The organism is Micromonospora sp. 067-2 (assembly GCF_046549295.1).
Lineage (GTDB): Bacteria > Actinomycetota > Actinomycetes > Mycobacteriales > Micromonosporaceae > Micromonospora.
This window is the reverse complement of the sequence record NZ_JAJPWB010000013.1, coordinates 61,643-85,196: the sequence shown is the minus strand read 5'-3', so window position 1 is coordinate 85,196 and position 23,554 is coordinate 61,643. Positions and strand designations below refer to the sequence as shown.

The window sequence follows — 23,554 nt, the reverse complement described above, 5'->3', positions numbered from 1 at the left end:
AGGTGCCACGGCGGTGCGCCGGTGTTGTCGTGGATCTCACCAATGGGGAGGGGTCCGTCACGATCCGCTGGATCTGGGGCATTGGCTCCGGGGCGTCCAGCCGATAACTTCAGGAGGTGGAATCAGTGCAGCCCCCAGCCGGTTCCCAGGTCTCCCGCGTACCGGCCCAGCGGACACCGTCCGAGCAACTGCCGCCGGCCCCGGCCACGCCGGCGCAGCAGCCGCCGCGCCGCCGGATGCGGACCGCGCTCATCGTGGTCGGGGGTGTGCTCGCCCTGCTGATGGTGGCCGGAACCATCGCCGGACTGGTGCTATACAGCCGGGCCGCCGCCCCTGACCGCAGCGCGCCCGACGTGGTGGTCGACAATTACCTACGCGCCTTCCTCGTGGATCGTGACGACACGAGGGCTGGCCTCTTCACCTGTGAGGACGGCGCTGCTGAGCTTCAGGCCATGCGTGACCTACGTCTTGAGGTAGAGCAGCGTGAGACGAAATTTGATGTGGTCGTGCGAGTCAGTTGGGGTCCGCTGACAAGAAGTTCGTCCGGCGACGGTGAGTCCGTGGGCACGACGCTTACCATCGCCGGCTCTGCAGATGGCGTCCCCAGGAGCAGCCGGCGAGAGAACTGGGTGTTCAACGTTGTCGACGACGATGATGGGTGGCGAGTTTGTGGCGGTACGCGAGCCGGCTGACTATTACTCGATCCACAGAAGATGGACCGGGACCTCCAGGGTGGTGGGCGACTGGCCGCGCCAGGCCCAGCGGTACCACTCCACCTCGGGAGTGATCCGGACGCAGATGTCTCCCTCGGCGCCCGAGTAGGTCTCGGTGACCGCGCGTAGGTCGCGATGCTCCACGCCGCCGTCGACATGGACCACCCGGCGACCGGTGACCGCGTCCGCCTCGAAGACCGGTGTGGGGGATCGGTGAGCCGGGCCGTCCAGCGAGACCAGTCGTATCCCGGTGCTTCGGGTGTCGTCCTGGTTCGGCCGGTCGGCGACTGTCTCCACCCAGACCCGATCGACCGGCATCAGTGGTGCGAACACCTCGACCTGGTCGGCCTCGGCCCGGTACCACTCGTGCTCGGGGATCACCGGCACGTAGGTCCGGGCGCCCTGCACCACCCGGTCGTCCGCGCGCAGGTCGCCCCGCCAGCCCAGTCCCGGCAGCCCGACGAGCACACGCCGTCCGCGCAACTCCACCCGCTCGGTGGCGGGCATGATCGCCAGCGGCAGAGGTGGCCGGGGCGCCCAGTCAGGCTGGTCGGCGAACGGGTCCGGCAGGGGTCCGCTCATGCCTTCGGTGACCTCACGCCGGGCGGCGCAGCGGGGCACCCCGCGTGCGCATGAACTGGTTCGGGTCGACGGCTCCACGGGGGGACCGGTCGCCGCGTAGGTGCACCTCGAAATGCAGGTGCGGGCCGGAGGAGTTGCCGCTGCTGCCGACCTGGCCAATCACCTCGCCCGCTGCCACGAGCTGATTGAGCTCCACACGGGGCTGGACCACCATGTGGCAGTAACGCGTGATGTAGCCCCCGGCGTGCAGCAGGTCGACAAACCAGCCGCATCCACCCTTGCCGGGGTACCCGTCCACGTTGCAGTTCACCCGCTTCCAATTGTCCGGATCACAGGTGGCGACCAGAACCCGACCGGCGGCCGCCGCCCGGATCTCGGTGCCCTTGGCTGCCGCGATGTCGACGCCGTCGTGGCCGGGCCGGCTGGCGGTCCGGAAGCCGGAGCCGACCTGACCGGGAATCGGGGCGGTCCAGCCGGAGGCGGCTATCTGGCCGTGCTCGGCTGCGTCACACAGCGCCTTGCCGTCGATCTCGATGGTGCGGGCCGCACCGCCGGACAGTGCGTTCACGATGCGGCTGGCCAGTTCCTCGTGTTTGGCGTAGGCGTCCGGGTACGCGCTGATCTGGACCTTCTGCGCCACGACGGTCAGCGGTCGTCGTTGCCAGCTCTGCACCCCGACGAGCTTTTCGTAGAACTTGCGGGCCGTGTACGCGGGAGTCATCCGCTCGGCAACCGTGCCCCAACCCGGCCGCTGCTGGAACAGGCCCAGCGAGTCGTGGTCGGCGCCGGCGCCCTCGTGCGGCAGAGCCAGGGACGCCGGCACACCGCTGTTCGCGAGGTTGCGCAGGCCGGACTCCTGCATCGCGGTCGCCAGGGCGATCACCCAGCCCCGCGGAGGCACCTTCATGTCCTGACCGACCTTGATGATGATCGCAGCGTTACGGACCTGGGCGTCGCCGTACTCGGGAAACCGGGGCAGTTTGCCGACTATGTCCACCGGCCGCACGGGACCGCAGTCCTCGTTGGCCAGGGTGTCTCCGTCCTCCGCATCACCGCTGAGGCCACTGAGGAAGAAGGCGGTGGTGCCGCCGGCACAGCAGAGCAGGAGCAGCACCCCGGTCAGTATCGAGGCGACGACACCGAGCCGCAGTGGCCGGCGGAGGGCGGTGGTGCCTCTGCTGTCGTTCATGTCCGCTCCCAGTCCACCGCGTCGACCAGCCACCCGTCTTTCGCGGCGACCAGTTCCAGTCGGAGCCGACCGGTGTCCAGCGGCAGCAGCACCTCGACGAATGTCTCGGTGCGCGATTGCACCACCGGCGGCCCGGTGACCTCCTCGGCCTGGACGCCGCCGGGATCGACACCGGCCAGCTTCTCGGTCAGCGCCGGGCTCGAGAACGGCCGCAATCCGGTCTGCCACTGCTCGGTGGTCAGCCCGGGCCGGCCGAGCCAGGCGGCGGCAAACCGGTCGGCGGTCTGTTCGGGTGTGCGGTCACCGGACCGGGTCACCGGTGACTGTGGTGTGTCGGTGGAGACCAGCCCGTCGTCACCGGTCGTGGGGTCGACGGTGCTGATCGGCCGATTCGGCCGGCTGCTCAGTCCCAGTCCGGGATCGACGGGGCCAGCGAACAGTCGGGCCGCTCCGAGCACGCCGAAGACGAGCACCGCGATCACCAGCGCAACTCCCAGTCGGGACCGCAACACCCGGGTGACCAGAAACTCCAGCGCCCGTCGCATCGTCGTCACCGCGCCTCTGAGCGCACCCGCGGTCCGGGACGGTCCGGTTCACGGTCGACGGAGCCTGGCCGGTAGACCACGAAAGACGGATTCTCGGCCGGCACGTCCGGCTCGGTCCAGGTTGCCGGCTGCCGGCGACGGGGCCGCGGCGCCATCGGGCGGTCCCGGCCGCCGGCCTCCTCCACCGGCACCTCGTCCGCACGCTCCTTGCCATCCGGGCGCCCGGCACCGGTGCGCTGGCCGTCGGTCGGGCGGGTCGGCACGGAACCGGGGTCTTCCTGCCGCGCCTCCGGCCGCAGTGAGGTCCGCTCGGCGACCGGCGACTGGCGACGTCCGCCGATCGGCTCCAGCGTGCCGCCGGGCTCCGCCACATCCAGCCGCGCCGCGGTCCGCATGTCCCGGAAGAACCGGCGGTGCCAGGACCCGGCCGAGCCCACCGCCTCGCTGCTGTCCTTGCCGCCGAGTTGCGTGATCCGCCGGTAGGGCCGCAGCAGCAGCCAGCCGACCACGCCGCAGAGCCAGACCAGCACGACCTGGAGCCAGCCGGGCAGGGTCGACGTACTCATGATCAGGTCAACCGCGAACAGGTAGATGGCGGCCCCGGTGCCAAAGATGGCGATGTTGAAGACCGCCGCGACCACGGCGTTCGCCAAACGCCGCAACCCGGCGCTGGCCGGTCGGAGCAGACCGACGGTGCCGAGAATCGGCGCCGCGATCACCGCCCACCGGAAGATCAGGAAGCCGAGCAGCACCAGCACCGACGCGGTCAGGTCGAACATGGCGAAGAGCACCGATGCCAGCACCGCGATGAACCCGGCGCCAACGCGGTCCATGTCCCGCACTCCCTGGAGGTACTCGTACGCCTCCGGGTCCTCGGTCTGGATCTGCTGAGCGACCCGTGCCCACTGCTGTTGCTTGGCCTTGATCGTGGCGTCCCGGGTGGCCGGGTTGGCGCGCAGCTTCTCCGCCTCCTCCCAGGAGAGTGACTTGGCGTCGTAGAGAGCGGGGCCGTACTTGCGAGCGGTCTCGCTGTCGGCCGAGCCGAGCACTCCGCGTAGCCAGTTGCGGTAGAGCATCGCCTCGGTGGCGGTGTCGCTGGCCCGAACGGCGGGCGGTCGGTTGTCCTTACAAGCCTCGGGGTTTGGATCGTCACACTTATCCGATGGCGTGTCTCGGGCTGCGGGACCGACGGCATCGTGCACGACGCCCAGCGTGGTGACCAGCGTGCCGTCCGCGATGTTCGCCGATTTGACCGGCCAGGCTGCCAGCGCGGTGACCGCGACCATGACCAGCAGCGCCCAGCCCGCAGTGGTCATGGCGTTGCTCATGTCCGACTGGCGGGAGCGCCAGAGGAGGTAGAGCCCCACCACACAGAGCGTGACGATGCCGAAGACGCTGAAAACTTTCTGGTAAACGGCCTTGGTCGCCTGCTCGACCAGCGGATCGGCCCAGCCCCACATCGAACTCGGGTCCCAGGCCCGCTCCCGCAGCGCGTTCGAGGCGCCGATGACCGCGGTGGCGATCATAAATTCGCCGTTTGCCACGGTAGTGGTGAACTTGTAGTCCGGGTGCAGGACCGACGAAGCACACCCGCCAGGGATGTCGTACGTCGGATAGCTGTAGCCGGCGTATCCGTAGTCGCTGTAGAGCCCTTTCGGGCCGGGCTGCTTGGCGGAGTCCGGCCGTCCGGCGAACCAGCCGGCGAGCCCGGAGTCCGGTGTGTCGGGGGTCGGTGCGTTGCGGCAGGTGACCTCGGTTTCGCCGACCTCCTTGAGCTTCCCCACGCAGGCCCGGAAGTCGGCCTGCCACTCGGAGGTCGTGCAGAGGTCGGCGCGGGCCTGGGCGGCGGGCGGTGCGGCAGCCGCCGCTTCCGCACCGATCAGCGGCCAGGAGAGGGAGGCCCCGGCCAGTACGCCGAGAGCGAGCAGGAATGCCGCGATCCGTTCCCGGGCCCTCGCCATGTCACGCCTCCAGATCCGGCAGGGGGATGCTCGGCAGCACTCCGGCTGCTGCGGCGATCGCGGCGGGCGTCGTGTCGAGGTGGTCCAGCAGCCCTTCGACGTACGAGACGTCGACTCGGACCTTCTGCACCCGCCCGTCGACGTCGCGCATCACGAACTCGCGGAAGCCGAGCCGGGAGGCCGAACTCGTGTCGGCGGCCGACAGCGACGCGAGGGTGGCCTCGTACCCGTCGTTCACTGGCACTCGCAGCAACCGCAGCGCTTCGGAGGCGATCTCCGCATCTTCGGCGATGCGGCCGACGAAGACGGTGGAGACGAGATTCTGGACGTCGAGGCCAAGGATGTCGCGCGGGTTCTGGGAGGCGACGAGCGCGGCCAGGTTCCATTTGCGGGAGTCCCGGGCGAGCCGGACCAGGAACGAGCGCCCGGACCGCCAGCCCTCCATGAAGTGCGCCTCGTCCAGGCCGACGAGCTTGCGGGAGGACATCGACCCGCCATAGCAGCGGCGGACGGCGAGCCGGTGTGCGGTGTGCAGCATCGGCAGGGCGAGTGCCTCCTCGGCGGACCAGTACTCCCGTTCGATCTTGAGGTCGGGAAGCCGTAGCCCGGCCATGGTGATCACGGTGAGTGCCGCGTCGGCACCGAGCAGCCCTTCCGGCGGCCGGCCGAAGAAGAGCATGGCGAGCGGCATCTCGGCGGTGTCCAGCAGCAGGTTGGCCAGCTCCTTGCCGGCGTCGTCGTCGAGTCGCCCGAGGCAGCTCACGACGTCGTCCAGGGTGGACGTCTCCTCGGCGGGAACCTGGCGGACGGCATGCCGGAACAGGGTCGCGGTGGAGGCTTCCCGGGCCACCTGCGGCGGCACCAGCATCATGCAGATGTCCTGGACGAGCATCCGCCGCTCGGCTCGCGCGTTGGAGACCGCGATCTCGAACTCCCGGTCACCGGTGGCCCCGGCACCGAATTCGCTGCGTAGCGGCGTCGGGATGAGCGAGTACGGCGCTAGGGTGCCCTGCTCCGAACCGGTGAGGTTGAGCACCCGCGAGTATGGCCGCAGCTCGGGCATGGCACAGAGCCGCGCCAACGGCCCGGACGGGTCGAGCAGGGTCACCTGGACGCCCCGCCGGGCGGCGAGGTAACCGAGCGCGCCGAGCAGGGTCGACTTGCCACCGCCCGGCTCGGCCACGAAGACCGCGAGCCCGGAGCGTTCCCGTACCTCCATGGGGAAGTGCAGGTCGAGGAAGACCGGGCGGCGGCAGGTGCCCGCGGTACGGCCGATCAGGTCGCCCCGCCGGTCGCCGACGTTGGAGGCGGCCTGGGGGAGCGCGGCGGCGAGCAGCGGGACCGGCATGCGCCGGACGTAGCCGGTGTTGGCGATCGGCTCGCCGGGAATGAACTCGCGGGCCAGCCAGTCCTGGTTCTTCGGGTGCTGAAGTGAGACGCGCAGCTCACGGGAGTAGAGCTGGATGAGCCGGCGGGCCCGCTCCAGGCACTCCTCACGGGTTCGACCACCGACCGCGATGCGGTGCCAGCCATGCGCACGGGCCGAGTCGACGGGCAGACCGGTGGTCATCTCGTCGCCGATCACGAGTGCCCGCTTGGCCAGCCGTTCCAGCTCCGGAGGCGCGTCGATGCCGTGCTCGGCGTAGTCGAGCTGCTGGGAGCGGATCATCCGGAGGCGGTGTTCGAGATTGCGGAAGGAGTCACCGGAGCCGAGGATGTCGACCCGGGTGGAGATCTCCATCGGCCAGGGCAGCCGCTCGTGGAAGTGCAGCCAGGGCTCGTGTCGTTCGGGGATCTCCAGGGGCTCCATCCGGCCGACGGCGAGCACGGCCACGTGCCGTTCCTCGCCGGTCATCCGGTTGACCAGTTTCACGGTCGAGCCGTACGGGGTGCGGTACCGCTCGACCTGTTCGGTCATGGCGAGCAGGTCGCCGCGTTCCCAACGCCCGTCGGTCACGGGGGAGAGCCGGCCCGGCGGCGCCATGCAGAGTGCCACCGAGCGGTAGAGCAGCCATTCCAGCTCCTGGGCGGTGACGCGTCGGCCGCGCATGCCGAACGCGCCGAGCACCTCGTCGAACTGCTCGACGGTGCGGCCCAGCTTGCGGCGCTCGCTGTCGGCGGTGCCGCGACCGAAGGTGCGCAGCAGCCGCTCGGTGAGTGAGTCGCCGAGTGACCGGCGGGCGAAGGTGACGCCCAGGTACGTCTGCCCCTCGGCGTGGTTGACCGACATCAGGTGCCGTTGGGCGGCGACCAGGTGGTCGGCCCAGCCGGTGGTGCCGGGCACGTCGGGCAGGGGTGCCGAGGTGTGCGCGTCGATGGTGCGTGCCCACTCGTCGGCGGGGAACGGGCGGGTGGTGCGCCGCAGGTGCAGTCGGAAACCGGCCAGGCCGGCGTACTGCTCGGAGATGGCCGACAGCAGCGCCTCGCGTTCGGCGTCGGGTCGGAAGGCCCAGCGCACCTCGGGTAGCCAGTACCAGGCCGTGACCGTGTTCGGGGTGAAGGTGAGGTGGCCGGCTATCTCGGTGATGGCCAACTCGACCGACGGGTCACGATCCCCAAACTTGATCTTTGGGGCGCGGACCCGGGTCGGCCGGGCGGGGGGCCGCTGCCGGGGTGCGGCCACCTCTCGCCCGGTCGGTGCGGCATCGGCCGGCGCCGACCGGGCTGGGCCGCCCTCGGCGACGCGGCGAGGCTTGCGCTCCAGGGCCGGCCGGTCCCCGGGTGTGGTGCTGGGGGGCTCGACGACCCGTGCCGTCGGCCGGCCCGATGGCGCGGCGCTGGCTGGTAGGGCCGCTGGCCCCCCGGCCGAGGAAGCCGATACTGCCCCGGCGCCCGCGTCGGGCTCGTTCGGTGGGCGGAGCATCGGCAACCGGTCGCCGGCCTGGTGCGGCACTCGGGATTCGCCGACTCCGCGCCGCGGCTCGACGGGCCACCCGCCGCTGGTGGGCTCGTCGGGCGCCCCAGCGGGTGCCGGATCAGGTGCCCGACCCGGCACCCGCTGGGCCGGCTGAACGTGCGTGGCGGCCGGCTGAGCGTGTGCAGCACCCGGCTGGAGGTGCGTCGCGGCGGGCAGTTGCTCCGGGATTGCCGGCTGCTCCCGGGTCGCCGGGCCAACCGGGACGGCTCGAGCGCCACCGGGCCGGGACGCGCCGAAGAGGTCCAGGAACGGGGAGTCGATGTCGGCGTTCTCGCCGGCCGACACCGCGGTGGGCTCTGCGGGTGGCGGCCGGCGGGGGACCGGCCGGGGGGCTTGGAAGACTCCGACCGCGCCGTGACCTGGGGAGGTCACCAGCGCGGGGTCGAGCGCCACCTCGTCCTCGACGTCGGCGTAGTCGAGTGACTGCGCACGGTGACCCCCCGGCGCGGCCGGACGGCCGGCCGGGGAACCCGGCGTGGAAGAGCCATTCATGCGACCGCCTCATGCGACGGACCGATCGGCGTACGCCCGGTCATGCCAGCTCCTCCCGGATCCTGATCCGGCTGCCGACCAGTCGCGGGTCGCGCTGCTCGATCGCCGGCTCCCGGGTGCGTCGCCAGTCGGTCAGTGCGGTGCGGATGACAACCCGCGCCGGCCGATCCGGGTCGACGTGCCGGAAGATGAACGACGTGGTCACGATGGCGAGCGCGATCTCCCAGGCTGGGAAGAGCTCGACTGTCAGCGTGAACAGCCAGTGGATGAACATGTAGAGGGGGACCAGCAGCATGAACAGCCCGTACTGGGCGTAGGGCAGGTGGACCGGAAGGGTGTAGCCGGGCGGCCCGAGGTAGACCAGGCGTGCCCGGTAGATGTCGTCATCGGTGCGCAGCCGCATCTGGTGATCGCGCCTATTCGAAGATCAGATCGATCAGGTAATCGCCGACGAAGAAGAGTGTTGCCGCGCCGGCGATGAAGGCCAGCCCGACGATGGCGATGGCGGAGCTGGTCAGCACCTTGGAGATCTCGCCCCGGCTTGCTCGGCCGATGAAGATGACTCCCAGGACGGCCAGCAGGATCGGTGCGATCTTGCTGGCGAAGAAGGTGACCACACTGTTGGTGTCGATCCCCTTCGGTGCCGGCTCGGCGAGTGGAGCCGACGCCAGGGTGGAGAGCGCGTGGGCGACGCCGGACGACGCCGTCTCCATGAGCTCGAAGGCGATCACTGGAACCTCCCCATATCGCGGCCGGCGGTGCCGCGGCGGTGCAGTAGGCAAGCCTGGCGGGAAATGTGCTCGCAGGGCGCAGCGTTCTCGACCCTGCGTTCGTTACTCACCACGGAGAGTGGCGAGCTTTGGGCGGTTTTCCCCCGCTTCGGCCCTCCCTCCAAGCGTCGCCATCGTGATGCTGGCCAATTCCAAAGCGTACGGGCCGCCCCGGATTGCGACAAGCCGCGACGGGAGTGCCGGATCGTGCCCGAAAGGCCGATCGTACACCTGTTCTAATTACCACGTCAGGGGTGCCGGGGAGAGCCGACCCGGGTCGGCGGGTGCCGCCCACGCGACCGGTACCGTCTAGTCGTGACCGATCTGGTACGGGCCCCGGGCCCGGTGGTGATGGGCGTCCTCAACGTCACGCCGGACTCCTTCTCCGACGGCGGACGGTACGCCGACCTCGACGCAGCCGTCGGACATGGCGTCCGTCTGCGCGACGCCGGGGCGCACCTGGTCGACGTCGGCGGCGAGTCGACCCGCCCGGGCGCCGAGCGGATCGACGCGACGACCGAGGCCGACCGGGTGCTACCGGTCATCCGCGAGTTGACCGCCGCCGGAGTGCGGGTGAGCATCGACACCAGTCGGGCGCGGGTGGCCGAGGCGGCGCTGCGCGCCGGGGCGGCCGTGGTCAACGACGTCTCCGGCGGGCTCGCCGACCCCGACATGGCCCGGGTGGTCCGCGACGCCGGTTGCCCGTGGGTGCTGATGCACTGGCGTGGTCACTCCCGGCAGATGCGCGAGCTGGCCAGCTACACCGACGTGGTGGCCGACGTGCGGGCCGAGCTGAGCCAGCGGATCGACGCAGCGCTGGCCGCCGGGGTGTCGGCTGACCGCATCGTTGTCGACCCCGGCCTCGGCTTCGCCAAGACGGCCGAGCACAACTGGGAGCTCAGCGCCCGCCTCCCGGAACTGCTGGACCTCGGGTGCCCGCTGCTCTTCGGGGCCAGCCGGAAGTCGTACCTCGGTCGGCTGCTCGCCGCCCCGGACGGCACGTCGCGACCCACGGCGCAGCGGGAGGCGGCCACCGTCGCCACCAGCGTGTTGGCGGTCGCTGCGGGCGCCTGGGGGGTACGCGTGCACGACGTGCGGGCCACCGCCGACGCGCTTGCGGTCTGGGTCGCCACCGGACGTCCACGCCTGGCCCTCGCGCGGGCCGTTCGAGAGGGAGACTGATGACCGACCGGATCCAGCTCACCGGCCTGCGGGCCCACGGCAGGCACGGGGTGTACGACTTCGAACGCGCCCAGGGGCAGGATTTCGTTGTCGACGCGACCCTCGAACTGGATCTCTCCCCGGCCGCCGCCAGCGACGATGTCACCGCAACCGTCCACTACGGTGAGTTGGCGCAACGCCTGGTCGCGGTGGTGACCGGCGAGCCGGTGAACCTGATCGAGACCCTCGCGGACCGGCTGCTGGTGGTCTGCCTGGCAGACGTTCGGGTCGACAGCGCCACGATCACGGTGCACAAGCCCGAGGCGCCGGTGCCGCACACCTTCACCGACGTGGCCGTCACCATGACCCGGACGCGTGCCCGGTGACCCGGGCCGTTCTCTCCATCGGCAGCAACCTGGGTGACCGGTTGGATCATCTCCGTACGGCCGTCGCCACGCTCGGCGACAGCGTGCTGGTGCTCTCCGGCGTGTACGAGGCTCCACCGTGGGGTGACGCCGACCAGCCCGCGTACCTCAACGCTGTGCTGCTGGCCCAGGATGCCGCCGCCGCCCCGCGCGACTGGCTGGAGCGGGCGCGGGCCGCGGAGCGGGCGGCCGACCGGGTCCGCAACCCGCAGCGGCGGTTCGGGCCGCGCACCCTCGACGTGGACGTGATCGCCGTCTGGGGCGACGACGACGAGCCGATGCTCAGCGACGACCCCGAGCTGACCCTGCCGCACCCCCGGGCGCATCTGCGCGCGTTCGTGCTCCGGCCGTGGATCGACATCCAGCCGTACGGGCGGCTGCCCGGGCACGGCTGGTTGACCGACCTGCTCACCGCCGGCCCCGCCGCCCAGGACGCGCTGGATCTGCGTCCCCGGCCGGAGTTGGCGTTAGAGTCGACGGCATGACCGAGCGGAGCCGGCCGGCATGACACAGGCGAAGTCCCCACCACCGGGCGGGCCCGGCCCGGACCGGTCTCGAATGGGTCCCACCCGGATCTCCACCCTGCTCGTGGCGGCCCTGGCCGCGGCGGCGGTGGCCTGGCTGCTGATCAGCAGCCTCTACTACAGCGGCATCCCCCGGCTGCCCTGGCTGCCGGTGGTGACGCTGGCCGGGCTCGCCGCGCTGGAGGGTTACGCCGCGATCAACACCCGCGGTCGGATCGCGCGTAAACCCGGCCGGGATCCGGTCGACCCGCTGATGGTGGCCCGTTTCGTGGTGCTGGCCAAGGCGTCGGCGCTGGCCGCGGCCATCTTCGCCGGCTTCTACGCCGGGCTCACCGGTTGGCTCTTCGTCGAGACCACCCGGGCGGCCACGGAGGATCGGCCGGCCGCCGGGGGTGGCCTGCTCGCCTCGCTGGCGCTGGTCGGCGCAGCGCTCTGGTTGGAGCGGTCCTGCCGTGTGCCGGAGCGCCCGGACGACGAGCGCGAGCCCGACCAGCGGGAGAGCCGCCCCGGCCAGCGCTGAGCAGGGGGTTACGCCTGGCTCCGGCCGCGGGTACGGTGCCTGCGACCGGAGAGCAACGGCCGCCCTCGGTCCGTCCGCGCGCCGGACCGGGGTGGGCCGGCCAGCGGGGAGGCGGCGTCATGGCGTACGAAGAAACGGGCCGGGACCGCTGGGCGGAACCTCCGGCCGGGGTGCCCGCCGCCGTCCTGGAGAACGTCTTCGACGACCCCACCCACGGTGAGCCCGGCCGGGACCGGATCGGCGTGCACGTGGTCTGGGAGATCCTGCTGCTGGCAGGCGTCGCCGCCCTGGGCTGGCTGCTCTGGCAGGCCGACCCGGCCGCGCTGCGCGGCGCCGGACTGAACACGCTGCTGGTCGACGCGGTCGGGCTGGGGCTGCTCGCTCTCGCCGCCGGGCTGAGCCTGCGCACCGCCGCCGCGAACCTCGCCGTCGGGCCGGTGGCGGTCGCCGCCGCACTGCACTACGCGGAGCGGGGCGACCAGGGCCTGCGCGATTCCGTCGGCCCGGCCGTCGCGGTCGCCGCGCTGGGCGGGCTGGCCCTTGCGCTGGCCGTGGTGGTGCTGCACGTGCCGGGCTGGGCGGCCAGCCTGGCCGGCGCGGCCGGTGTGGTGGTGTTCATCGAGCGCCGGTCGGCACCCGTGCTGGTGCAGGGCGACTACGAGCCGGGGCGTACCGCCGGCTACCTCTTCGCCGGGTTCGCCGCGGTGGCGGTCCTCGGCGGGCTGTTCGGTGCGATCCGTGCGGTCCGTCGGCTGGTCGGCCGGTACCGGCCGATCGTCGACCCGGCCCGTCGCCGTGGTGCGGTCGCCGCCGTGGTCACCGGTGCCGCGGTGGTTGGCTCGACCGTGCTGGCGGCCCTGGCCGGCGTGCTGCTCGCCGCCAACGGCCCAGGGTCGGTCATCCCCACCACGGGGCTGGAGTGGACCGTCCTGGCGATCGGGGTGGCCCTGCTCGGCGGCACCAGCGCGTTCGGACGCCGGGGCGGGGTCTTCGGAGCGCTGCTGGCGGTGGGCCTGGTCACCACCTTCCAGGCGTACGCGCGGGCGCGTGGTTGGACGGTGGACACCTGGACGATCGGCGGTGTGGCGCTCGGCGTCGGGCTGCTGGTCACCCGGCTGGTCGAGACGTTCGGAAGGCCCCGGCCGGGCAGCACCGAGCGGCCGGAGCCGGTCGGCGACGGCACGATCAGCAGGGGCTGGTCGGTGCCGGTGCCGCAGCCGGTCGACACCTGGTCCCCCGAGCTGCCGACGACGCCGGCGCCGCAACAGGTCGACCCGTGGCGCGATCCGCGCTGGGACGACAGCCCGCGTCGGTGGGACGCCGACGACCGGTGAGCCGTGCCGCGTCCGCGCGCCGGCGCTGATCTCGACGGTTAGGCTCGGCGGATGACCGACACACCTGCCGCCACCCCGGGCGGATCCTCGTTCCAGGAGCTCGACCTGCTGTCCACCGAGGAACTGCGGGAGCGGGCGTTCGCCCTGGCCCGTGAGCACCGTGACGTGGGGTTCTTCCTGTCGGTGCTGCGCCGCCAGCCGAACGCGGACGAGGCGACGATCCTGGACGGCGCGCCCAACTCCATCGGCCCGATCATCGACGAGGCCAACGCGCTGTGGCGGGAGATGACCGGGCACGGGTACGAGGAGTCGGCGCCCCTGCTGCGGGCCGCCTTCATCGACTACCTGCAGAAGCACTGAGCCGGTACGGGCATCCCGGCCGGATCATCGGCTGAGCTGACGCGGCCGGCTTCCGGTCAGTCCGTCGACCGGCCGAGGTCGAGGACGCGCTGTCGGCTGAGCGCGCCCACCGGTCGGCCGTCGTCGGTCACCACGAGACGGTCCCGTCCCGAAGTGAGCAGCACCGCCAGCGCGTCGTACGCGGAGCCGTCCAGCGCAACGGTCGGCAGGTCCGCCGGTGCGTCGCCGGGCACCGGGTCCAGCGCCTTCCGGTCGAGGGGTGTGACGGCCAGCCGGCGGATGCCCCGGTCGGCCCCGACGAACTCGCGTACGAACGGGGTGGCGGGGCTGCCGAGCAGGGCCGCCGGGGTGTCGTACTGCTCCAGGTGGCCGCCCTGGGAGAGCACGGCGATCCGGTCTCCGAGCCGGACCGCCTCATCGAGGTCGTGGGTGACCAGCACGATCGTCTTGCGGACCTCGGCCTGGAGGCGGAGGAACTCCTCCTGCAGCCGGGCCCGGACGATCGGGTCGACGGCCGAGAACGGCTCGTCCATCAGCAGCACCACCGGGTCGGCGGCGAGCGCCCGTGCCACCCCGACCCGCTGCCGCTGCCCACCCGACAGCTCGTGCGGGTAGCGGCGTCCGAACTGCGTGGGGTCCAGCCCGACCAGGTCGAGCAGTTCGTCGACGCGGGTGCGGGTCTGGCTGCGGGACCAGCCGAGCAGCCCGGGCACGGTGGCCACGTTCGCCCGGACCGTCTGGTGTGGAAAGAGCCCGACGTTCTGGATCACGTAGCCGATCCGACGGCGCAGGCGCACCGGGTCGACGTCGGTGACATCCTCGTCACCGAGCATGACCCGCCCCGCGGTCGGTTCGATCAGCCGGTTGATCATGCGAAGCACCGTCGACTTGCCGCAGCCGGACGGTCCGATGAGCACCACCAACTCGCCGGACGTGACCTCCAGACTGAGGTCACGAACGGCCTCGGTGCCGTTCGGATAGCGCTTCTGGATGCCCTGTAGGGAGATCGATGCCGCGCGGGGTGATTCGGTCATGCCGGCGGCCTCCGGGGTAACGTCCACGTATGTCCTTCCGCCTGAGCTACCGGGCCGACCCGGGTAATCCGTGGTTCTCCTGGCAGTACGTGCGGGACAACTCTGACACGATCCTCGCCGCGGTGCGCGAACACGCCTCCCTCACCGGGCGAGCGGTGCTGATCGCGGTCCTCGTCGCCGTGCCGTTGTCCGTGGTCGCGTACTGGTTCCGCCCGCTGGCCGGCCCGATCCTCGGCATCACCGGCGTGATCTACACCATTCCGTCGCTGGCGTTGTTCGCCTTCATCGCGCCGTACCTGGGCACCGGTGCCACCACCGTGCTGGTCGGGCTGGTCCTGTACGCGCTGCTGCTGATCGTCCGCAACGTGGTGGCCGGGCTCAACCAGGTGCCACCGGAGGTCCGGGAGGCCGCCGAGGGCATGGGCTACGGCCGGTGGGGTCGGCTGTTCCGGATCGACCTGCCGTTGGCGATACCGGGCATCCTGACCGGGCTGCGACTGGCCACCGTGTCCACGGTCGCGCTGGTCACCGTGGGGGTGCTGGTCGGGCACGGCGGCCTCGGGCAGCTGATCTTCGCGGGCTTCCAGAACAACCTCTACAAGGCCGAGATCATGACCGGTACGGTGCTCTGCGTGGCGCTCGCCGTGCTGCTGGACCTGCTGCTGGTCCTGGTCGGTCGGCTGGTCACCCCGTGGGCCGCCCGGGGTGCCCGATGAGCGCCGCGGCGAACCCGGTACACCAGGCCGTGCTGTGGCTCAACGACCCACTGAACTGGACCAACCCGGGCGGCATCCTGGACCGGCTCGGCGAGCACCTGTCGATCTCCGCCGCCGCGGTGGTGCTCGGCTGCCTGGTGGCCTGGCCGCTCGGGCTCTGGCTGGGGCACACCGGGCGCGGCGGCGGCCTGGTGGTGCTGGTGTCCAACGCCACCCTGGCCATCCCCACGTTGGCGCTGCTGACCATCCTGCCGCTGACGTTCCTCGGCTTCGGGCGTACGCCGGTGGTGGTGGCGCTGGCCGTCTTCGCCGTCCCTCCGCTGCTGGCCAACGCCTACCTCGGCGTACGCCAGGCCGACCCGGAGGCACGCGACGCGGCCCGCGGGATGGGTCTGTCCGGCGGGCAGTTGCTGAGGCGGGTCGAGCTGCCGCTCGCGGTGCCCTACCTGGCCGCCGGTTTCCGGACCGCCACCGTTCAGGTGATCGCCACCACGGCGCTGGCGTCGTTCGTCAACGGCGGTGGCCTCGGCGAGATCATCCGCACCGGGTTCGGCCTGAGCATCGCGTCCGGCGGAGGTCAGATCGTGGCCGGTGGCGTGCTGGTGGCCGGTCTCGCGCTGCTGGCCGAGGTGCTCCTCAGCGGCGTCGAGCGGCTGGTCACACCCCGTCCGTTGCGGCGCGTCCGGCAGGGTACGGGGCGGCCCCGGTCCGCCGACGCCACCGGCCGCGCCTGACCCACGAGGGTCGGCCCGGAAAGGGTGAGCGGTCGTCGAATTCACCGACCGGGGACGGCTCGGCTGGTGACAATGCGGTGACGAAGCCCTCCTGGAGTTGTCGGTCGGTTCCGGACGATGTTGGGTGGACATTCGCGGGCGACCGACAGCCAGGTTCGTCCGTCGGACACGCGGCCGGCCCAGGACGGGCCGCGCCGGGACACGGAAGGCGGGCACATGCGCGCACGTACACGTCTGGCGTTCGGCGCGGTCGGCGCCGTCGCCGCGGCGGCGCTCCTCACCGGGTGCGGTGACGCCGGTTCGTCCGGCACCGACGCACCGAAGGCGAGCGCTTCCGGCGCCGGGTGCGCCCCGGTAGCCGGGCAGCAGCTCATCGCACTGCAGGACGACAAGAAGCTGCAGAATTCCGACAACATCATTCCGGCGGTCAACAGCAAGGCGGCCAACCCGCAGCTGATCGCCGCACTGGACAAGGTTTCCGCCGCACTCGACACGCCGAAGCTGGTCCAGCTGAACAAGGCCGTCGACGCGGACCGCAAGACCCCCAAGGTCGCGGCCGAGGAGTTCGCCACCGCGAACGACCTCACCGCGGGCATCGCCAAGGGCCCGGGCGGCAACATCGTGGTGGGCGCCGGCAACTTCAGCGAGAGCCAGACGCTGGGCGAGCTGTACCGGATCGCGCTCACCGCCGCCGGCTACCAGGTGAAGGTGCAGCAGATCGGCAACCGCGAGCTGTACGAGCCGGCGCTGGAGAAGGGCGAGGTCCAGGTCGTCCCGGAGTACGCCGCGACGATGGCCGAGTTCCTCAACACCAAGGCCAACGGCGCCAACCCCCCGCCGGTCTCCTCGCCCGACATCAACACCACGGTCACCAAGCTCAAGGCCGAGGGCGACAAGGTGGGCCTCACCTTCGGAGCCCCGGCCGCCGCGCAGGACCAGAACGCCTTCGCGGTCACCCAGGCATTCGCCGACAAGTACAGCGTCAAGACGCTCTCCGAGCTGGCCGCGAAGTGCTCCGGCACCGCGACCGTGCTGGGTGGTCCGCCGGAGTGCCAGCAGCGTCCGTTCTGCAAGCCGGGCCTGGAGAAGACGTACGGGCTCTCGGTGGGCTCGTTCTCCTCGCTCGACCAGGGTGGGCCGCTGACCAAGAACGGCCTGCGCACCGGCGCCATCAGCGTGGGCCTGATCTTCTCCTCGGACGGTGCCTTCGCCACCAGCTGAGCCACCTCGTGGCGTGCTGACGACGCCCTCGCCCCCCTCGGGGCGGGGGCGTCGGTACGTTGCCGGGCACCCGTTCCCTCAGGTGGAGATCCTCGGTAGGCTGCACAGCCATGCCAGCCTCGGTCACTCCCGACGCCCGCCGTCAACCGCCGCTGCTGACCATGCTCTTCTGGGCCGGCGTGGCCCTCGCCCCGGTGGCGGCGCTGATCCTGCTGGTCGCCGACGGCAACGGGCCGCTGCGCTTCGCGGCGGTGCTCGCCATCGTGGCGGTGGTGCTGATCGGCCTGTCCATCGCCCTGCGGCCCGACGGCGCGTCGGCGCGGACCGACGAGTTGCTGGACGAGGTCGAGGGGCTGCGCCGGGAGCTGCGTACCGAGATCGCGGCCGCCGCGCAGCGCGGCAACCAGGCGCTCGACCAGGCGCAGCGGGCGCAGGAGGGCATCGCCGCGGTCCGCCGCCGCCTCGACGCCAGCGGTGCCGTCCCCGCCGGTGCCACCCCGTCGGTCGACCCGACGGGTGCCGCCCGGGCGCGGGTGCCGGCCGCCGAGCCGGCGGCCCCGGCCCCGGCGATCAGTCGGGTGCCGGGTGGGGCCCCGGCGGGTCGGAGCCGAATGCCGGGCACCCAGGAACCGGCGCCCCGGCGGGGTCGCGCCGAGCGCGTCGACGACGACGAGCCGGCGTACCCGCGCTCGGCCGCCCACGGCGCCGGCGAGCCCTCGACCGGCGGCGGGGTGTACGGCGCCGAGCCCTCGAACGACGGCGGCGTGTACGGCGCCGAGCCGCCGGCGGCCGGCGGGGTGTACGGCGCGCAGCGACCGGCGGCCGCCGGGTACGGCACGGCCTCCCGCCCTCGCGACCAGGGCCGCCCCGAGCCGGCGCAGCGGCCGGTCGGCGTGGTCCGGCACACCGAGACCGTGCACGTGACCACTCGGCACACCGTGGTGGACGGGGGCCCGGCCGAGCCGGGCGGGCGGTACGACGGCGGATACGCCGGTCAGTGGACCGCGCCCGCGCGGGAGTGGACCCCGGGTGGCGGCGCGGACGAGCGTTCCCGGCCGGCGGAAGGCTCGTGGGATGAGCCGCAGCAGCGCCCCCGGTCCGGTCACGGCGACGATCGCGGCCGCCCCGCCGACGATCGCGGCCGCTCCGGCGACGCGCCTGGCTGGGGAGCCTCCCGCAACGAGCCGGAGTGGCCCGATCCGCGCGACGCGCACGCCCAGCCCGACGAGCCCGGCCGGGGTGCCCGACCGCCGCGCGGCCAGGACCGGCCGCACCCGGGATCGTGGGCAGAACCGGACGACCGCCACGACGACCGCGCCTGGTCGGCGCAGCGTGAGCCGGACCGGACGGCCGCGCCGCAGCCCGGGCCGGCCCTGCGGGCGGACGACACCGGCGAGTACTGGTCGCAACTGCGGGCCGGAGACCGGTGGGCAGCCGTGCGCGACGACGAACACGGCCGTGAGGTGCGGGTCGGTGAGCGCCGGGCCGAGGTGCAGGCCGACGCGAGCGGCACCGAGTACCGGATGGCCGACCGGTGGGCGTCCGTCCGACACGAGGAACCCCGCCGACACGAGGACCCCCGCCGGCACGAGGACGCGCGCCGGCAGGAGGACGCGCGCCGGCAGGAGGACGCGCGCCGGCACGAGGACGCGCGCCGGCACGAGGACGCGCGCCGGCACGAGGACGCGCGCCGGCAGGAGGACGCGCGCCGCTACGACGAGCCGAGCCGCCACGAGGAGCCCGAGCCGTACCACCGGGACGAGCCGGCGCGCTGGCACGACCGGAACGGCGGCTGGCGGGCCGAGCCGGAGGACCGGCCGGCGCTGCCGGTCGGCGGCGTGGCGGTGCCGGACGAGTGGCGTCCCCCGCGCCAGCGCGGCCACCAGGCGGATCCCGCACCGGAGCGGGCCGGCCGGCGCCGCGTCGACGAGCGGTACGGCTATCCGCCGCAGGACGACGAGCCACGCGCCGGCGGTGCCCCGGTCACCGACCGCTGGCGCTGACCCCGCACCGCTCAGGTCACTTGTCGATGTCCCCGACAACGAAGAACATCGAGCCGAGAATGGCGATCAGGTCCGGCACCAGACAGCCGGGGAGCAGGGTCGCCAGCGCCTGCACGTTGGCGTACGACGCGGTGCGCAGCTTCAACCGCCAGGGCGTCTTCTCGCCCCGGGACACCAGGTAGTAGCCGTTGATCCCGAGCGGGTTCTCGGTCCAGGCGTAGGTGTGCCCCTCCGGCGCCTTGAGGACCTTGGGTAGCCGGGTGTTGATCGGCCCGGTCAGACGGTCCACCCGGTCCAGGCACTGCTCGGCGAGGTCCAGCGACGCGTACACCTGGTCGAGCAGCACCTCGAAGCGGGCGTGGCAGTCGCCCGCGGTGCGGGTGACCACGGGCACGTCCAGCTCGTCGTAGGCCAGGTAGGGGTCGTCGCGACGCAGGTCGAGGTCGAGCCCGGAGGCGCGGGCCACCGGCCCGGACGCCCCGAACGCGGCAGCGTCGGCGGCCGAGAGCACCCCCACGCCCACGGTGCGGGCCAGGAAGATCTCGTTGCGCCGGATCAGGTGGTCAAGGTCGGGCAGCCGTCGGCGTACCTCACCGATCGCCGCACGGGCCCGCCCGGTCCAGCCGTACGGCACCTCCTCCTTGAGCCCGCCCACCCGGTTGAACATGTAGTGGATCCGGCCGCCGGAGACCTCCTCCATCACCGCCTGGATGGTCTCCCGTTCCCGGAACGCGTAGAAGATCGGCGTGATCGCCCCGATCTCCAGCGGGTAGGAGCCGAGGAACATCAGGTGGTTGAGCACCCGGTTCAGCTCCGCGAGGGCCATCCGCAGCCAGGTGGCCCGCTCCGGCACCTCCATGCCCATCAGCCGCTCCACCGCGAGCACCACGCCCAGCTCGTTGGAGAACGCCGACAGCCAGTCGTGCCGATTGGCCAGCACGATGATCTGCCGGTAGTCGCGCACCTCGAACAGCTTCTCCGCGCCCCGGTGCATGTAACCGATGATCGGTTCGCAGGCGACCACCCGCTCGCCGTCGAGCACCAGCTTCAACCGCAGCACGCCGTGCGTGGAGGGGTGCTGCGGGCCGATGTTGAGCACCATGTCGGTGCCGAGCTGCTCACCGCCGGTGCCGGCGACCAGGCCGGCCCCGGTGCCGACGGTCAGTTCACGGAGGTCCCCGGCGTCGGTGGTCATGCCCGTCATCGTGCCACGGCCGGCCCGAGCGGGATGCCGACCGGTTGGCGTAGCCACCAGTGCCCGCCGAGCCCGGCCGGGTCGGTCAGCTCGGCCACCGCCGAGGCAGCGGCCAGCGCCCGCACGTACCCCGCCGGGTCGGTGCCGGCCAGGCTCAGCGGCGGTCGCCCGCCGTCGGCCCCGAGCGCCCGCAGCGCCTCCCGCTGCGGAACGAGGGAGTACGCACACCGGGCGACCGCCGCACCGGCGGAGGCGACCGAATCCATGGCCACGTGCGCGGTCACGTCACTCGACCCGTCCGGTACCGGGGGCACCTGCCGCCCAGCGCGGTACCCGGTCAGCGTCCCGTCCACCGGCCGGTCGTCGCGCAGGTGCCCGTAGTCGACCGCGACCGTCATGCCCCGCTCGATCCTGCCTACCGCGTCCGCCCACGCCTCGTCCCTGGTCCGCCCGATCTCCGCCCGGAAACCGGAGGGCCACCAGGTGGTGAGCCATTCGAGATCGGCAGGACCGACCAGCTCGCCAACCGTCTCCGCACCGCTCTCGGGGTCGACCGACACGTACCGCCAGCCGTCCGTGGTGTGCACCGCCACGTCCAGTGGAACGTTGTCCAACCACTCGGTGGCCAGCAGCACTCCCGTGATCCTTTCCGGAATCTCGGCCACCCATTCGATCTCCGCGGGGAGGTGTTCGGGTCGCGGCGCGTACTCCACCGCGGTGAACCGCACGCGTTCCGCGAGCGACGGACGGGCGGAAACCCCCACCGCGAGCCCGGCGGCGGCCTGGACGTCGGCGGACGCCAGCTTGAGCAGAAGCTCCCCCCGCCCGGCGCCCACGTCGACCACCCGGAGACGGGGAGGGTGGCCGAGTGCCGCGTCCACCTGTGCGATCAGGCGCAGCAGCGCACCGGCGAACGCCGGGGAGGCGTGCACGCTGGTCCGGAAGTGGTCGGCTGGCCCGGCGCCGGCCACGAAGAATCCGCTCGGCCCGTAGAGGGCCTGACTCATCGCGTTCCGCCAGGGAAGCGCCATCAGACGGTCGGGAGTTCAGGCAGCGTCACCATGCCGACCCTACGGTTCGACCCGCGCTCCCACCTCTCGGGACTGTCCGGTCGCAGCGCAGGAGGTCCACGAGGAGGCCGTGGGGCGGGTGGTGAAGGTTTTCACACATGCTTGTCCCGGTTCGGGAGGCCGGGGGCATACTTGCGATCGACCGGTACCCCTTCTCGAGGACTGGATCGTCGTCATGAGCGCACCGTTGCGCCCGCGTCCGGCCGCCCCACACGGGCCTGCCGCACTGCGGGATAGCGCCGTCGTCGGCGCCTCGGCCGCCGCCACCTCCCGTCTGCTCACCGTCGGTGTCGTCGGTGCCGGGCGGGTCGGCGCCGTGCTGGGCGCCGCACTCGCCGCCGCCGGGCACCGGGTGGCAGCCGTCGCCGACGGCTCCGGAGCCAGTCAGGCCCGGCTCGCCCTGCTGCTGCCCGAGGTTCCCCGCCGCCCGGTCGCCGCCGTCGCCCACGCCGCCGCCGACCTGCTGCTGATCGCCGTGCCCGACGACGCGCTGGCCGGGGTGGTCGCCGACCTCGCCGACCGGCGCGCGCTGCGCCCGGGTCAGGTGATCGCGCACACCTCCGGCGCGCACGGGCTGTCCGTGCTGGCACCGGCCGTCGCGGTCGGTGCCCGGCCGCTCGCCCTGCACCCCGCCATGACCTTCACCGGTACGCCGGACGACCTGGCCCGGCTGGCCGGCATCTCGTACGGGGTGACCGCCCCGGCGGAGCTGCGTCCGCTGGCGGCCCGGCTGGTGGCCGACCTCGGTGGCGTGCCCGAGTGGGTGGGCGAGGCGGACCGCCCGCTGTACCACGCCGCGCTCGCGCACGGCGCGAACCACCTGGTGACCCTGGTGAACGAGGCGACCGACCGGCTGCGCGACGCCGGTGTGACCCAGCCGGAGAAGGTGCTCGCCCCGCTGCTGCGGGCCGCCCTGGAGAACGCGCTGCGGCTCGGCGACGACGCGCTGACCGGCCCGGTCTCGCGCGGCGACGCGGGCACCGTCCAGCGGCATCTGGCCCGACTGTCCGCCACCGCCCCGGAGTCCGTCCCCGCCTATCTGGCGCTGGCCCGGCGTACCGCCGACCGGGCGATCGCCGCCGGCAGGCTCCGGCCGGTGGACGCACAGTCGCTGCTCGGCGTGCTGGCCGACAGTGGTCGGGAGGTGGCCGCGTGAGCGTGGGGAGTGAGCCGATCTTGCGAGCCCCGCAGTCGCGAGCCAAGGTGGCGCTGTGACGCAGCTCGTACACACGCGTGCCGACCTGGCCGAGGCCCGGGCCGCGATGACGGGCCCGGTAGCGGTGGTGATGACCATGGGCGCGCTGCACTCCGGGCACGAGACGCTGCTGCGCGCGGCCCGGGAACAGGCCGACCACGTGCTGGTGACGATCTTCGTGAACCCGTTGCAGTTCGGGCCGAACGAGGACTTCGACCGCTACCCCCGGACGCTCGACGCAGACCTGGAGGTGTGCCGGCGGGCCGGCGCCGACCTGGTCTTCGCCCCGTCGGTGGCCGAGATGTACCCGAACGGCCAGCCTCGGGTACGGCTCGATCCTGGCCCGCTCGGTGCCGACCTGGAGGGCGCGAGCCGCCCCGGCTTCTTCCACGGCGTGCTCACCGTGGTGGTGAAGCTGCTTCAGCTCACCCGGCCTGACCTGGCGTTCTTCGGCGAGAAGGACTACCAGCAGCTCACCCTGGTCCGGCGGATGACCCGGGACCTGGACGTGCCGGTCGAGGTGGTCGGCGTGCCGACCGTCCGGGAGCCGGACGGCTTGGCGCTGTCCAGCCGGAACCGCTACCTGAGCGAGCCGGAGCGGGCCGCCGCGTTGAGCCTGTCCGCCGCGCTGCTGGCCGCCGCGGAGGCCGCCGACGATGGTCTGGACGCGGGAGCGGTGCTGGCGGCCGCGCACGCCGCGTTCGCCGCCGGTACGCCCGGTGCGAGGCTCGACTACCTGGTGCTGACCGATCCGGAGCTGGAGCCGGGCCCGGTGTCCGGCCCGGCGCGGCTGGTGATCGCCGCGTGGGTGGGCAGCACCCGGTTGATCGACAACGCGGCTGTCCACCTCGCGCCCCGCCCCTGACCCGGCCGCACCCCTCCACCACCCTCGC

The 23,554-nt window shown here is 72.6% G+C and carries 23 protein-coding genes; 13 read left to right on the top strand and 10 right to left on the bottom strand.

Annotated features, from left to right (window positions below; translation table 11 throughout):
* Positions 1-125 precede the first annotated feature (125 nt).
* On the top strand, positions 126-692 hold the full coding sequence (locus ACLJN9_RS28205; protein WP_410814783.1) for a hypothetical protein: 567 nt from the start codon (positions 126-128) through the stop codon (positions 690-692).
* Between the two features lie 3 nt (positions 693-695).
* Here ACLJN9_RS28205 and ACLJN9_RS28200 read toward each other — a convergent pair whose 3' ends face one another.
* The 7 genes from ACLJN9_RS28200 to ACLJN9_RS28170 are packed head-to-tail and all read right to left on the bottom strand — an operon-like array spanning position 696 to position 9,130.
* Positions 696-1,295 (bottom strand): hypothetical protein, encoded by a 600-nt coding sequence (locus tag ACLJN9_RS28200; RefSeq protein WP_410814657.1) that lies wholly within the window; start codon positions 1,293-1,295, stop codon positions 696-698.
* Between the two features lie 13 nt (positions 1,296-1,308).
* Entirely contained in the window at positions 1,309-2,484 is a 1,176-nt protein-coding gene (locus ACLJN9_RS28195) for a M23 family metallopeptidase (RefSeq protein WP_410814655.1), read from the bottom strand.
* Entirely contained in the window at positions 2,481-3,038 is a 558-nt protein-coding gene (locus ACLJN9_RS28190; RefSeq protein WP_410814653.1) for a hypothetical protein, read from the bottom strand. Before ACLJN9_RS28190 ends, ACLJN9_RS28195 begins: the two co-directional genes overlap by 4 nt.
* The gene (locus ACLJN9_RS28185) at positions 3,035-4,990 is read right to left on the bottom strand and encodes an MFS transporter (protein WP_410814652.1); all 1,956 of its coding nucleotides are present in this window, start codon (positions 4,988-4,990) and stop codon (positions 3,035-3,037) included. The genes ACLJN9_RS28190 and ACLJN9_RS28185 overlap by 4 nt, the downstream gene beginning before the upstream one ends.
* A 1-nt stretch (position 4,991) precedes the next feature.
* Entirely contained in the window at positions 4,992-8,399 is a 3,408-nt protein-coding gene (locus ACLJN9_RS28180) for an ATP-binding protein (protein ID WP_410814651.1), read from the bottom strand.
* A gap of 40 nt (positions 8,400-8,439) precedes the next feature.
* Positions 8,440-8,802 carry a hypothetical protein gene (locus ACLJN9_RS28175; RefSeq protein WP_007466101.1) on the bottom strand — a complete coding sequence of 121 codons (363 nt, stop codon included), beginning with the start codon at positions 8,800-8,802 and terminating at the stop codon, positions 8,440-8,442.
* A 13-nt stretch (positions 8,803-8,815) separates the two neighbouring features.
* Positions 8,816-9,130 (bottom strand): hypothetical protein, encoded by a 315-nt coding sequence (locus ACLJN9_RS28170; RefSeq protein ID WP_030327982.1) that lies wholly within the window; start codon positions 9,128-9,130, stop codon positions 8,816-8,818.
* Between the two features lie 354 nt (positions 9,131-9,484).
* On the opposite strand from ACLJN9_RS28170, the gene folP reads away from it, so the two are divergent.
* The 6 genes from folP (at position 9,485) to ACLJN9_RS28140 (ending at position 13,493) form a co-directional block, all read left to right on the top strand.
* A complete protein-coding gene (folP, locus tag ACLJN9_RS28165) occupies positions 9,485-10,351 on the top strand; it encodes a dihydropteroate synthase (protein ID WP_410814650.1) in 867 nt (288 codons plus the stop codon).
* A complete protein-coding gene (gene folB, locus ACLJN9_RS28160; RefSeq protein WP_410814649.1) occupies positions 10,351-10,716 on the top strand; it encodes a dihydroneopterin aldolase in 366 nt (121 codons plus the stop codon). The genes folP and folB overlap by 1 nt, the downstream gene beginning before the upstream one ends.
* The gene (gene folK / locus ACLJN9_RS28155) at positions 10,713-11,240 is read left to right on the top strand and encodes a 2-amino-4-hydroxy-6-hydroxymethyldihydropteridine diphosphokinase (RefSeq protein ID WP_410814648.1); all 528 of its coding nucleotides are present in this window, start codon (positions 10,713-10,715) and stop codon (positions 11,238-11,240) included. Before folB ends, folK begins: the two co-directional genes overlap by 4 nt.
* Positions 11,241-11,259: 19 nt before the next feature.
* Positions 11,260-11,799, top strand: a complete 540-nt coding sequence (locus ACLJN9_RS28150; RefSeq protein WP_410814647.1) for a DUF3180 domain-containing protein — start codon at positions 11,260-11,262, stop codon at positions 11,797-11,799.
* Between the two features lie 119 nt (positions 11,800-11,918).
* Entirely contained in the window at positions 11,919-13,133 is a 1,215-nt protein-coding gene (locus tag ACLJN9_RS28145; RefSeq protein WP_410814646.1) for an ABC transporter permease, read from the top strand.
* 51 nt (positions 13,134-13,184) lie between these two features.
* On the top strand, positions 13,185-13,493 hold the full coding sequence (locus tag ACLJN9_RS28140; protein ID WP_410814645.1) for a hypothetical protein: 309 nt from the start codon (positions 13,185-13,187) through the stop codon (positions 13,491-13,493).
* 56 nt (positions 13,494-13,549) lie between these two features.
* Here ACLJN9_RS28140 and ACLJN9_RS28135 read toward each other — a convergent pair whose 3' ends face one another.
* Positions 13,550-14,554, bottom strand: a complete 1,005-nt coding sequence (locus ACLJN9_RS28135; RefSeq protein WP_410814644.1) for an ABC transporter ATP-binding protein — start codon at positions 14,552-14,554, stop codon at positions 13,550-13,552.
* A gap of 2 nt (positions 14,555-14,556) precedes the next feature.
* Between ACLJN9_RS28135 and ACLJN9_RS28130 the strand changes: the two genes are divergently transcribed.
* From ACLJN9_RS28130 to ACLJN9_RS28115, 4 genes are all read left to right on the top strand, one after another.
* Positions 14,557-15,243, top strand: coding sequence for an ABC transporter permease (locus tag ACLJN9_RS28130; protein ID WP_410814643.1), 687 nt, complete (start codon positions 14,557-14,559; stop codon positions 15,241-15,243).
* Positions 15,240-15,977: an ABC transporter permease gene (locus ACLJN9_RS28125; protein ID WP_410814642.1), complete on the top strand. Its 738-nt coding sequence runs from the start codon at positions 15,240-15,242 to the stop codon at positions 15,975-15,977. The genes ACLJN9_RS28130 and ACLJN9_RS28125 overlap by 4 nt, the downstream gene beginning before the upstream one ends.
* A gap of 216 nt (positions 15,978-16,193) precedes the next feature.
* Positions 16,194-17,198, top strand: a complete 1,005-nt coding sequence (locus tag ACLJN9_RS28120; RefSeq protein WP_410814641.1) for a glycine betaine ABC transporter substrate-binding protein — start codon at positions 16,194-16,196, stop codon at positions 17,196-17,198.
* 110 nt (positions 17,199-17,308) lie between these two features.
* Positions 17,309-19,201, top strand: coding sequence for a hypothetical protein (locus ACLJN9_RS28115; protein WP_410814640.1), 1,893 nt, complete (start codon positions 17,309-17,311; stop codon positions 19,199-19,201).
* 16 nt (positions 19,202-19,217) lie between these two features.
* On the opposite strand, the gene ACLJN9_RS28110 is transcribed toward ACLJN9_RS28115, so the two are convergent.
* Both ACLJN9_RS28110 and ACLJN9_RS28105 read right to left on the bottom strand, forming a co-directional pair.
* A complete protein-coding gene (locus ACLJN9_RS28110) occupies positions 19,218-20,405 on the bottom strand; it encodes an NADH-quinone oxidoreductase subunit D (RefSeq protein WP_410814639.1) in 1,188 nt (395 codons plus the stop codon).
* Positions 20,402-21,427, bottom strand: a complete 1,026-nt coding sequence (locus tag ACLJN9_RS28105) for an SAM-dependent methyltransferase (protein ID WP_410814638.1) — start codon at positions 21,425-21,427, stop codon at positions 20,402-20,404. The genes ACLJN9_RS28110 and ACLJN9_RS28105 overlap by 4 nt, the downstream gene beginning before the upstream one ends.
* A gap of 214 nt (positions 21,428-21,641) precedes the next feature.
* Here ACLJN9_RS28105 and ACLJN9_RS28100 point away from each other — a divergent pair, with 214 nt between their 5' ends.
* Complete coding sequence (locus ACLJN9_RS28100) at positions 21,642-22,622, top strand: Rossmann-like and DUF2520 domain-containing protein (RefSeq protein WP_410814637.1); 981 nt, start codon at positions 21,642-21,644, stop codon at positions 22,620-22,622.
* Between the two features lie 55 nt (positions 22,623-22,677).
* On the top strand, positions 22,678-23,526 hold the full coding sequence (panC, locus tag ACLJN9_RS28095; protein ID WP_410814636.1) for a pantoate--beta-alanine ligase: 849 nt from the start codon (positions 22,678-22,680) through the stop codon (positions 23,524-23,526).
* The last annotated feature ends 28 nt before the right edge of the window (positions 23,527-23,554 follow it).

What these genes read in the sequence shown, in the direction of transcription:
- ACLJN9_RS28115 (WP_410814640.1), top strand. Translation starts at nt 17,309, where the DNA reads ATGCCAGCCTCGGTCACTCCCGACGCCCGCCGTCAACCGCCGCTGCTG.
- folB (WP_410814649.1), top strand. Translation starts at nt 10,351, where the DNA reads ATGACCGACCGGATCCAGCTCACCGGCCTGCGGGCCCACGGCAGGCAC.
- ACLJN9_RS28185 (WP_410814652.1), bottom strand. Translation starts at nt 4,990, where the DNA reads ATGGCGAGGGCCCGGGAACGGATCGCGGCATTCCTGCTCGCTCTCGGC.
- ACLJN9_RS28120 (WP_410814641.1), top strand. Translation starts at nt 16,194, where the DNA reads ATGCGCGCACGTACACGTCTGGCGTTCGGCGCGGTCGGCGCCGTCGCC.
- ACLJN9_RS28145 (WP_410814646.1), top strand. Translation starts at nt 11,919, where the DNA reads ATGGCGTACGAAGAAACGGGCCGGGACCGCTGGGCGGAACCTCCGGCC.
- ACLJN9_RS28100 (WP_410814637.1), top strand. Translation starts at nt 21,642, where the DNA reads ATGAGCGCACCGTTGCGCCCGCGTCCGGCCGCCCCACACGGGCCTGCC.
- ACLJN9_RS28175 (WP_007466101.1), bottom strand. Translation starts at nt 8,802, where the DNA reads ATGCGGCTGCGCACCGATGACGACATCTACCGGGCACGCCTGGTCTAC.
- ACLJN9_RS28200 (WP_410814657.1), bottom strand. Translation starts at nt 1,295, where the DNA reads ATGAGCGGACCCCTGCCGGACCCGTTCGCCGACCAGCCTGACTGGGCG.
- ACLJN9_RS28140 (WP_410814645.1), top strand. Translation starts at nt 13,185, where the DNA reads ATGACCGACACACCTGCCGCCACCCCGGGCGGATCCTCGTTCCAGGAG.
- ACLJN9_RS28110 (WP_410814639.1), bottom strand. Translation starts at nt 20,405, where the DNA reads ATGACGGGCATGACCACCGACGCCGGGGACCTCCGTGAACTGACCGTC.
- ACLJN9_RS28180 (WP_410814651.1), bottom strand. Translation starts at nt 8,399, where the DNA reads ATGAATGGCTCTTCCACGCCGGGTTCCCCGGCCGGCCGTCCGGCCGCG.
- ACLJN9_RS28105 (WP_410814638.1), bottom strand. Translation starts at nt 21,427, where the DNA reads ATGGCGCTTCCCTGGCGGAACGCGATGAGTCAGGCCCTCTACGGGCCG.
- ACLJN9_RS28125 (WP_410814642.1), top strand. Translation starts at nt 15,240, where the DNA reads ATGAGCGCCGCGGCGAACCCGGTACACCAGGCCGTGCTGTGGCTCAAC.
- ACLJN9_RS28130 (WP_410814643.1), top strand. Translation starts at nt 14,557, where the DNA reads ATGTCCTTCCGCCTGAGCTACCGGGCCGACCCGGGTAATCCGTGGTTC.
- ACLJN9_RS28195 (WP_410814655.1), bottom strand. Translation starts at nt 2,484, where the DNA reads ATGAACGACAGCAGAGGCACCACCGCCCTCCGCCGGCCACTGCGGCTC.
- ACLJN9_RS28150 (WP_410814647.1), top strand. Translation starts at nt 11,260, where the DNA reads ATGACACAGGCGAAGTCCCCACCACCGGGCGGGCCCGGCCCGGACCGG.